Below are 9,115 nucleotides of genomic sequence, written 5' to 3'. Positions count from 1 at the left end.
GCGCGCCCGTCAGCGCGGGCACCGCGATCGCGTGCTCGACGACGCTCCCCGTCAGCACCGCCCCCGTGTCGCCGGGGCGTATCCCGCGCCGGACCAGACCCGCGGCGGCGGAACGCACCGTCGCCGCGAACTGGGTATGGCCGACGGACTCCTGGCCGTCGCTCAGCACCGCTCCCCGCGCCGCACCCAGGACCGTGGCGGTGACGGTCTGGGCCGCGCCTGCCGGCGCTTGCTCTGGAACCCCGTTCAGCATGGCCTGAACGTACGCCGACAGACCCTCCGGCCGCATCCGAAGAATGTCGTAGTCCGATGTGTACATGGTGTCAGCCGGCTCCTTCGATGAGGGTTCTGCGACGTACCCGTCCGTCGGGCCCCCGAGGGATCTCCTCGACGATCCGCAGTGAGTGGACCCGCTGGTAGGCGGGCATTTCCGCGTTCACGAACGACAGCAGTTCGGGGGCCGGCCCGTGCAGGACGACGAACGCGACCGCCACCAGCCCCAGTTCGGGGTCGGGGACGGGGATGACGGCCGCGTCGGCGACCAGCGGATGCGACTGGAGCATGGCCGTCGGCCCGCTCTGGGGCGGTTCGGCGACCCCGGCCTCCATCCGGCCCATGATGTAGAGCCTGCCGTGGTCGTCGGCGAACCCCGCGTCACCTGTCCGCACCCAGGGTTCGGGGCCCGCGGCCATGGGCCCGTTCAGCCAGAGTTCGCCTGGCTCGTAGGACTCGTCGCGGCCCGAGAAGGTACGGATCTGCCACACCACATCGGGCAGGCCGCGCCCGACAGCGTCGAGCGTTCCCTCCTCGGCCGCCCGCATGTTGACGTGGGTCAGTCCGCCCGCCTCGGCCAGCCCGTAGGCCTGGCGGACCGGGCAGCGCAGCCGTTGCGCCGCCGCCCGTGCCGCCTCGGGCCGCAACGGCCCTCCGGTGGAGATGACCGAACGCAGTGCCCGCAGGTTGTAGCGTCCGACCTCCCGGTCATAGGCGAGTACTTCGACGAGCTGCGGGGTGAGCAGCGCGACGCTCACCGCGCGTTCCTGCAGGGCGGCCAGCAGATCGTGCCGGCCGGCCCCCGGCCTGGTGGTGATGGTGGATCCGGCCTGGAGCGCCGGGTTGAGCACGGAGGAGAACCCGATGACGTCGGTGAAGGGCAGCGCCGACAGGACGGTGTCGCTCTCGCCGTAGAGCCCGGCCGTCTGGGTCATCGCGGCGACGAGGTTGCGGTGGGTGAGCCGGACCATCCGCGGCTGCCCCGACGTGCCGCGCGTGTGCGCGATCATCGCCAGATCGGTGGCGGGTTCCAGCCGGGGCCGCGGCATGACGGGCCGTCCGCTGAACAGCCGGGAGAACGGCTCGACGTCGGGCTCCGAGCCGAAGCACAGCACCCGTTCCACGGACGTGTTCTCGACGGCGGCCAGCGCGATGTCCAGCAGCACCGGCCAGGTGATGAGCGCCCGCGCCCCGGTGTCGATGAGCTGGCGGTGCATGGCCGCCGCGGTCTCGGTGGGCCGGATCGGCGCGGCGACCGCCGCGGCGGCCAGCACCGCGTGCAGCGCCACCGCCAGTTCCGGGGTGTCGGGCAGATGGACGGCGATGACGGTGCCCTCGCCGAGGCCGTCGCGGCGCAGCCCCGCCGCGGCGGAGCCGACCAGGGAGATCAGCTCCGCGTAGGTGATGGTGCGGCCGGAGGAGGCGTCGGTCAGGGCGGTGCGCGCACCGCGCGACCGCTCGCCGAACACCGCCTGGGTGACGGTCACGTCCGGCACCATGCCACTGGGGATCATAAGTCGGAACGCTACGGACCGGCGGCGTCCGGCACATGCGCCGGACTGTGAAGATTCGTTCGTATTCAGTGGGGACTGGTGGCCGGGGACCATGTGTACACATGGTCCCCGGCACCGGTTCGGGCGCTACTTCTGGAAGCAGGGCTTGTCGAGTTTGAATCCCTGCGCGGTGGGGCCGGTGAACGGTTCCTTGATCACCTTCACCTTGGTGGGGGAGGCTTCGTCGGGCGCGGTGATCGCGGTGGTGCGCACCGCGCCCGCGTTCGGGTCGCCGGCGAAGTTGCCGCCGGTCACCATGCCCTCGTAGTCGACCGTGGACAGCGACTTGACGGCCTTGAGCAGGCCCTCACGGGTGAGTTCATTGGCGGCGGCGGCCTTCACCAGGGCGGCCTTCAGCGGGTAGGACCAGACCCAGCCCGCGGTGAAGCCGTCGTTGGGCGGGACGATGGGCGCGCCGATCGCGGTGAGGGTGTCGCGCATGGCCTTGTGGCCGGGGGTGTCGGTCTGGAACGGCAGCCACGGCGCGGACTGCCAGTACAGGGCCTTCAGCGCGGGCGCCGCGGGCGAGGCGATGAGGCCGGGGTTCCAGGTCGGCCCGGTGCCGATGAAGCGGCCCTTGTAGCCGCGTGCGGCGGCCTGGCCGACGATGGTGGCGGCGTCGGTCGGCCCGGTGGTGAGGATGACCAGGTCGGGCTTGTTCTTGACGATCGCCTCGATGGCGCGGCCCTGGTTCTCCTGTCCCGGCGGGGTCTCCAGGTCGGTGAAGGCCAGCTTGTTCTGTTCGGCGGCGTACTTGGCGCCCGCCGCGGCGTCGCCGCCGTAGTCGCCCGGGTTGTGGACGGCCATGACGGTCTTGGGCTTGACGGTCTCGACCGCGTAGTCGACGGCGTTCATCGACTCCACGCAGTACGACGCCCCGGATTCGAGGATCACGTCCTCGAAGTTCCACAGCGAGGTCCACGACGCGGGTGTCGCGACGACCTTGTTGGTACGCATGTCGTCGATGACGGCGGCGGTCGTGGGGGAGCCGAGGGTCTGCGCGAGCGCCAGGACCTTCCCCTTGATCTCCTGGTAGACCTGCGCGTGGGTCTCCGGCGAGTACTTGTTGTCGCGGACGTACTTGGTGACGTCGACGTCGTAGCCGCCGATGCCGCCCTGCTGGTTGACCCGCTTCCAGAACGCTTCCTGCGCCTTGGTGATCGGCACGGCGAGCGCCTTGAACGGGCCGACCGTCAGGTCGGAGATGGTGCCCAGGTAGATGCAGCCGTTCTTGGGGTTGACGGCGTCCGGACAGGCCTCCTTGGTCACTCCGGGAGCGCCGGATTCGGTGTCGTCGCCGCGTCCGCAGGCCGTGAGCAGCAGGGCCGACGCGGTGAGCACGGCGACACCGGTCTTCAGCGTGGTTCTCTTCATCTGGTTCTCCTCCGAGGTGGGGGGATGGGAGGTCAGTAGGAGAAGGGGTAGGTCTTCCAGTAGTTGCGCTGCCGGATCCAGAGCCCGTACATCCCCCGGGGCTCGAAGATCAGGAAGGCGATGATGAGCACTCCGTAGAGGGCGGAGTCGACCTGGTAGATGTTGGGGAACTCGGCGGAGTCGGCGCTGACGAACGGCAGGATCGCGGGGAGCTCGCGGGTGAGCCGCGGCAGCAGGGTCAGGGCGAGCGCGCCCATGATCGAGCCGGAGATCGTGCCCGCTCCGCCGATGAGGATCATGGCGATGTACTGGATCGACATCCCCAGGTTGAACGAGCCGGGGTCCATGAACCCCGTCACCGTGTACAGCAGCGACCCGGCGACCCCCGCGTAGAACGACGAGACGGCGAACGCCAGGGTCTTGGTGCGGGCGACGTCCACGCCGATGACGGCCGCGGCGATGTCGCGGTCCCGGACGGCCGTGAACGCGCGCCCGACCCGCGATCTGACCAGGTTCCGCGCGCACAGCGCCCCGATGGCGAGCACGACCAGCGCCAGCCAGAACATCTTCTGCTCACGTGTGTACGCACCCGGGACGTCGAGCCGGATGCCGAACAGCGACGGCACCGCCGCCGGACGTCCGACGCCGGGCCCGCCGCTCAGGTCCGACCACTCCTTGAGCAGGTGTTCGCCGAGGAAGACCAGGCCGAGTGTGACGATCGCGAGGTAGAGGCCCCGCAGCCGGGTGGCGAGCGGCGCGACGATCACCCCGGCGACCGCGGCGACCAGCCCCGACGCGATGATCCAGAACGGCAGGAAGTCGAGCCCGAACCCGATGGTCCTGCCGTCCTTCGGGCCGGACAGCGCGGCGCCGGTGTAGGCGCCGATGCCGAGGAAGAAGGCGTGCCCGAGGGAGATCTGCCCGGCGTACCCGGTGACGAGGTTGAGCCCGATCGCCCCGACCGCGGCGATCATCCCGACGGTCAGGAGCTGGAGCAGGTCGTCGGCGACCTGGAGCGGGGTGAGCGCGGCGACGGCCAGCAGCGTGAGCACCCCCGCGCGTTTGGCGGGCGTGTCGAGCAGCCCCATGTCCTGCCGGTAGGAGGTGTGCAGCAGCGGACGGCTCATACCCGTTCCACCTCCCTGGTCCCGAACAGGCCGTACGGCCGGATCAGCAGGACCGCCAGCATCAGCACGTACGGGGTGACGGACGCGAAGTTCTCGCCCAGCCAGGGCGCGTGGTCGGCCTGGTAGGTGCCGACCATCGCCTCGCCGACCCCGATCACCAGCCCGCCGATGACGGCCCCGCCGAGCGAGTCGAGACCGCCCAGGATGATCGCCGGCAGCGCCTTGAGCGCGATGATCCAGATGTTCTGGTCGATGCTGTTGCCCGCGCCGACCAGGATCCCGGCCAGCGCGGCGAGCCCGGTGCCGAGCGCCCAGCTCAGCGCGAACACCTGCCCGACGTCGACGCCCTGGGCGAGCGCCGATTCCTGGTCGTGCGACGCGGCCCGCATCGCCAGCCCGTGCCGGGTGTACCGGAAGAACGCGAACAGCAGGACCACGCAGACGGCCGTGGCCACGAGCATCGCCAGATACCGCTGCTGGACGTCCACGCCGAGCAGCCGGACGGTGTCGAGCCGCCAGGGGTCGCCGACCTGCCGGACGTCCAGCCCGATGAACCCGCCCGCGACCACCCGGATCAGCACGTCGAGACCGAGTGTGATGATCGCGACGACGAACACGGGCCGGCCGACCATCGGCCGGATCGCGACCCGTTCGACGCCGAGGCCGAGCAGCGACACCCCGACGATCGCGACCAGAGACGCCGCCCAGAAACCCAGGTCGTCCGCCAGATAGGTGACCGTCACGGCCCCGGCCAGCATGAACGCGGGCTGCGCGAAGCTGATCACCCGGGTGGACTTGTAGATGATGACGAAGCCGAGGGCGAGCAGGGCGTACACCGACCCGTTGCCCAGACCTCGCAAGAGGGACTGCCAGAACTCGTTCAGCGCGGCCTCCGCGGCGGGTACAGGGTGGCGATGAGGTCGGCGAACGCCGTTTCGAGCGCTCGGCGCTTCACCTTCTGGGTGGCGGTGAGCTCGCCGTCCTCGTGGTCGAGCTCCTTGGGGATCAGCCGGAAGTCCTTGATCTGCTCGACCCGGGCGAGCCGCTCGTTGACGTCGCGGACGACCCCCTGGATCAGCTCCCTGACCTCGGGCCGTTCGCTGAGGTCGCGGTAGGTCGTGTAGGGCAGTTTCCGGCGGCGCGCCCAGTCGCCGACGGTGTCGCCTTCGACGCCGATCAGCGCGGTCAGGTAGGCGCGCCGGTCGCCGATGACGACGGCCTCGCGCACGTAGGGCGACGCCTTGAGCGAGTTCTCGATCTCGGCGGCGGCGATGTTCTTGCCGCCCGCCGTGATGATGATCTCCTTCTTCCGGCCGGTGATCCGGACGTAGCCGTCGTCGAGGGAGCCGACGTCGCCGGTGGCGAGCCAGCCGTCGGCGTCCAGGACCTCCGCGGTGGCGTCGGGGCGGTTCCAGTAGCCGGCGAACACTCCGGCGTGGCGGGTGAGGATCTCGCCGTCGTCGGTGATCCGCAGCTCCACGCCGTCGCGGGGTTCGCCGACGGTGCCGAGCCTGATCCGTCCCGGCACGTTCGCGGTGGCCACGCCGGTGTTCTCGGTCATCCCGTACACCTCGTGCATCGGCACCCCGATGCCCATGAAGAACCGGAGCACTTCGGGCGCGATCGGCGCCGCGCCCGAGGCCGCGTAGCGGACGTACCGCATCCCGAGGCGTTCGCGCAGCGCACGGAAGCAGAACAGCCAGCCGGCCGCGTACAGCAGCCGGGTGCGCGTGGTGTGCCGTCCGCCGGTGGCGACGAGGCCGTCGCCGATCCGGGCGGCGACCCGCAGCCAGAACCGGGTGGTGTGCCGTTTGACGGCGGTGGCCTGCCCCGCGCCGATCTCGACCTGCGCGAGGACCTTCTCCCAGATCCGCGGCACCCCGAACAGGATGGTCGGCTGCACCTCGCGCAGGTTGGCCTGGACGGTCTCGATCGACTCGGCGAAGTTCACCTGCACCCCGCTCGAGGCGTTGAACCACGTGGTGAAGATCCGTTCGGCGACGTGGCAGAGCGGCAGGTAGGAGACGATCAGATCCTTCTCCGACGGCGGCGGCTGGATGAAGCCGTCCTGGAGCGTGCTGATCGCGAAGGCGACGTTGGCAGCCGTGAGCATGGCGCCCTTCGGCGGCCCCGTCGTGCCGGAGGTGTACACCAGGGTGACGAGGTCCTCGTCGCGGGCGGCGCCCATCCGGTCGGCGACGGCGTCGGGGAACTCCGTGCGGTGCCGTTCGCCCAGGGCGAGGAAGTCCGGCCAGGCCAGCAGCCGCGGGTCGTCGTAGGTGATGCCGCGCGGCTCCAGGTAGACGATGTGCAGCAGCGCGGGAGCGTCCACTTCGAGGGCTTTGTCGACCTGCTCCTGGTCCTCGGCGAACAGGATCGACGCGCCGCTGTCGGTCAGCAGATGCGCGACCTCCGTGACCGGGTTGGTGGGATACAGCCCGGTCGTGACGCCCCTGACGGCCACCGTCCCGAGATCCGCGAACAGCCATTCGCGCCGGTTGTCGGCCTGGACGGCGACCCGGTCGCCGGTCGCGTGGCCGAGGGCGAGCAGCGCGTGCCCGACGGTCTCGGCGGTCCGCCAGTACTCCGCCCAGGTCACCTCCTGCCAGATCCCGCGGTCCTTCTCCCGCATCGCGACGCCGTCGGGGCTGCGCGCGGCCCGGTCGCGGACCAGCTCGGCGATGGTCATGACGCCTCGCCCAGATAGGCGCGGATCACTTCGGGGTCGCGCCGGATCTCCTGGGGTGTGCCCACGGCGAGCGGCACCCCGAAGTCGACGGCGAGGATCCGGTCGGCCAGATCCATGACCAGCCCCATGTCGTGCTCGACCAGGATCATCGGCACGCCCAGCTCGGCGCGGATGTCGAGGATGTAGCGGGCCATGTCCTCGGTCTCCTCCAGGTTCATCCCGGCGACCGGCTCGTCCAGCAACAGGAGCTTCGGCTCCATGGCCAGGGCGCGGCCGAGTTCGACGCGCTTCTGCACGCCGTAGGGGAGCAGCCCGACGGTGTGCCGCCTCCACTGCTCGAGCTCCAGAAAGTCGATGATCTCCTCGACGGCCGCGCGGGCGGCCAGCTCGGCGCGGCGCGCCCGGCCCAGCCACGCCATCGCCGCCAGCGGCCCGTAGCGGGTGTGCTGGTGGCGGCCGAGCATCAGGTTGTCCAGGACGGTCAGCCCGGAGAACAGTTCGACGTTCTGGAAGGTGCGGGCCATGCCCCGCGCCGCGATCCGGTGCGGGCGCATCCCCAGCAGCGGCTCGCCGAGGAACGTCACCGCGCCCTCCTGCGGCCGGTAGATGCCCGACAGCACGTTGAAGATCGAGGTCTTGCCCGCGCCGTTCGGGCCGATGACGGCGAACAGCTCGCGCTCCCGGACGTCGAAGGAGACCCCGTCGATCGCCCGCACCCCGGCGAAGGAGAGCTTGACGTCCTCCACTCTCAGCACCGTCATGACAGCCACCGCTTGCGCCGCTTGTAGTGCTTGACGTCGCGGAAGGAGCGGGCGGCGCCCTCCGCGCCCAGGCCCAGGTAGAACTCGCGGATGTCCTCGTCGGCGAGGAGTTCGGCGGCGGGCCTGTCCATCACGATCCGGCCGTTCTCCAGGACGTAGCCGTGGTCGGCGATGTCGAGGGCCATCGTCGCGTTCTGCTCCACCAGCAGGACCGTCGTGCCCTGGTCGTTGATCTCGACGATGATCTCCTTGATCTGCTGGACCAGCCGGGGGGCCAGGCCCAGGCTCGGTTCGTCCAGGAGCAGCAGTTCCGGATCGGACATCAGCGCCCGGCCGACGGCCAGCATCTGCTGCTCGCCGCCCGACAGGTAGCCGGCCGTGCCGTCGCGCCGCTTCAGCAGCACCGGGAACAGGTCGTAGACGCGGGTGAGGTTCTCCCGCTGGCGTTTCGGCGCGGTATGGCCGCCGATCCGCAGGTTCTCCTCGACCGTGAGCTCGGCGAAGATCCGCCGCCCCTCCATCACCTGCCGGACGCCGTGCCGCACCACTTTGGCGGGCTTGAGCTGGTGGAGGGGCCTGCCGTCCAGCTCCACCGCGCCCTTGGTGATCTTTCCGTCGTGCACGTCGAGGAGTCCGGAGATCGCGCGCAGCAGGGTGGTCTTGCCCGCGCCGTTGGCACCCAGCAGCGCCACGATCCGGTTCCGGGGGACCTGCAGGCTCACCCCGCGCAGCACCAGGACGACATCGTGATAGACCACCTCGAGATTCCGTACCGCGAGCACCAGCCGCACCGCCGATCAAGTGTTGTGTAGATCACACTGATTGCCCGGGATGTCTCCGGCAAGACCCCCGCCGTTACCGGTTCGGTAACGGGCCGCTCACGGGAACGCTCCACATCCGAGAATCCGACGACCGGGAATCTCTCGGGCGGATTTTCCGGAAGTGGGAGGCCAGGGCGGTGCGCGTGGATAAAGTTCACTCGTTGTCGGCAACAGCCTTACGCGCCGTAAGCAGGCGGCTCAGGAGCGGCATTGAGCGGAATCAGCGAGACGACTCCGGGACCGGAGTTCTCAGAGCTGATGGCCGGAGCGGCGTTCGAACTGTCCACCGTCGACCTCAACGACTGCGTCACCGCGATCCTCCGCCTCGTGCTGCGGTACCTCGCCGACCGCGCCGCGGTGGTCCTCCCCGACGACGACGGCGGGTTCACGGCCTTCCGGACCACCGCGGACGGCCGGACCGTCCGCGACGCGTGCGCCGCCGATCCCGGCAAGGAACCGGAACAGGCGCTCGCGCTGCTGGAACCGCGCGGCACCCCGGCCGTCCTGCCGCTGGGCG

Annotated in this window: 8 protein-coding genes and 1 pseudogene; 1 reads left to right on the top strand and 8 read right to left on the bottom strand. The window is 70.4% G+C overall.

The window, feature by feature from the left end; all coding sequences use genetic code 11:
- The 8 genes and pseudogenes from ACYVE7_RS22720 to ACYVE7_RS22685 all read right to left on the bottom strand — a co-directional run.
- Nucleotides 1-319 (bottom strand): annotated as a pseudogene (locus ACYVE7_RS22720) (hypothetical protein); the annotation flags it as partial.
- 4 nt (nucleotides 320-323) lie between these two features.
- A complete protein-coding gene (locus tag ACYVE7_RS22715) occupies nucleotides 324-1,772 on the bottom strand; it encodes an AMP-binding protein (RefSeq protein WP_460367024.1) in 1,449 nt (482 codons plus the stop codon).
- A gap of 141 nt (nucleotides 1,773-1,913) precedes the next feature.
- Nucleotides 1,914-3,200: an ABC transporter substrate-binding protein gene (locus ACYVE7_RS22710; protein WP_460367023.1), complete on the bottom strand. Its 1,287-nt coding sequence runs from the start codon at nucleotides 3,198-3,200 to the stop codon at nucleotides 1,914-1,916.
- A gap of 32 nt (nucleotides 3,201-3,232) precedes the next feature.
- A complete protein-coding gene (locus ACYVE7_RS22705) occupies nucleotides 3,233-4,327 on the bottom strand; it encodes a branched-chain amino acid ABC transporter permease (RefSeq protein WP_460367022.1) in 1,095 nt (364 codons plus the stop codon).
- A complete protein-coding gene (locus ACYVE7_RS22700; RefSeq protein ID WP_460367021.1) occupies nucleotides 4,324-5,187 on the bottom strand; it encodes a branched-chain amino acid ABC transporter permease in 864 nt (287 codons plus the stop codon). The genes ACYVE7_RS22705 and ACYVE7_RS22700 overlap by 4 nt, the downstream gene beginning before the upstream one ends.
- Before the next feature lie 20 nt (nucleotides 5,188-5,207).
- Nucleotides 5,208-7,016: an AMP-dependent synthetase/ligase gene (locus ACYVE7_RS22695; RefSeq protein WP_460367020.1), complete on the bottom strand. Its 1,809-nt coding sequence runs from the start codon at nucleotides 7,014-7,016 to the stop codon at nucleotides 5,208-5,210.
- Nucleotides 7,013-7,777, bottom strand: a complete 765-nt coding sequence (locus ACYVE7_RS22690; RefSeq protein ID WP_460367019.1) for an ABC transporter ATP-binding protein — start codon at nucleotides 7,775-7,777, stop codon at nucleotides 7,013-7,015. Before ACYVE7_RS22690 ends, ACYVE7_RS22695 begins: the two co-directional genes overlap by 4 nt.
- The gene (locus tag ACYVE7_RS22685; protein ID WP_460367018.1) at nucleotides 7,774-8,535 is read right to left on the bottom strand and encodes an ABC transporter ATP-binding protein; all 762 of its coding nucleotides are present in this window, start codon (nucleotides 8,533-8,535) and stop codon (nucleotides 7,774-7,776) included. Before ACYVE7_RS22685 ends, ACYVE7_RS22690 begins: the two co-directional genes overlap by 4 nt.
- A gap of 273 nt (nucleotides 8,536-8,808) precedes the next feature.
- Between ACYVE7_RS22685 and ACYVE7_RS22680 the strand changes: the two genes are divergently transcribed.
- The coding region (locus ACYVE7_RS22680) for a hypothetical protein (RefSeq protein WP_460367017.1) at nucleotides 8,809-9,115 on the top strand (307 nt) is incomplete at its 3' end.

The sequence above is a fragment of the Actinocorallia lasiicapitis genome (assembly GCF_054778695.1).
The sequence above is the reverse complement of the archived record's forward strand: the minus strand, read 5'-3'. Positions and strand labels throughout refer to the sequence as shown.